The organism is Chryseobacterium sp. SIMBA_028, assembly GCF_046535285.1.
Classification (GTDB): Bacteria; Bacteroidota; Bacteroidia; order Flavobacteriales; family Weeksellaceae; genus Chryseobacterium.
The window spans coordinates 1-278 of sequence record NZ_JAWRWZ010000194.1 but is presented as its reverse complement, the minus strand read 5'-3'; the positions used below and the strand labels follow the sequence as shown (position 1 = coordinate 278).

The following is a 278-nucleotide window of genomic DNA, read 5'->3' as shown; positions in this document are numbered from 1 at the left end:
GAGAAAAAGTAACAAGAACCGCATTTCTTCACTCACTAGTTAACGCATTGTATTCAAGAACGTTAAGCGACTTTCAACGGGGTACGTTCCGGGTGAAAGGAGACGTAATAGATGTGTTTCCTGCCTATGCTGATAACGCAGTAAGAATCCAGTTTTTTGGCGATGAAATTGAAAAAATTCAAAGCTTCGATCCTGTTTCCGGAAATGTAACTGCTAATTTTGACCAGATTCAGATTTATCCTGCCAACCTTTTTGTGACTTCAAAAGAAACCCTGAAC

1 pseudogene is annotated in these 278 nt (G+C 39.6%); it reads left to right on the top strand.

What is annotated here, in order from left to right:
* Positions 1-278, top strand: a pseudogene (locus tag SCA31_RS23110) (excinuclease ABC subunit B); the annotation flags it as partial.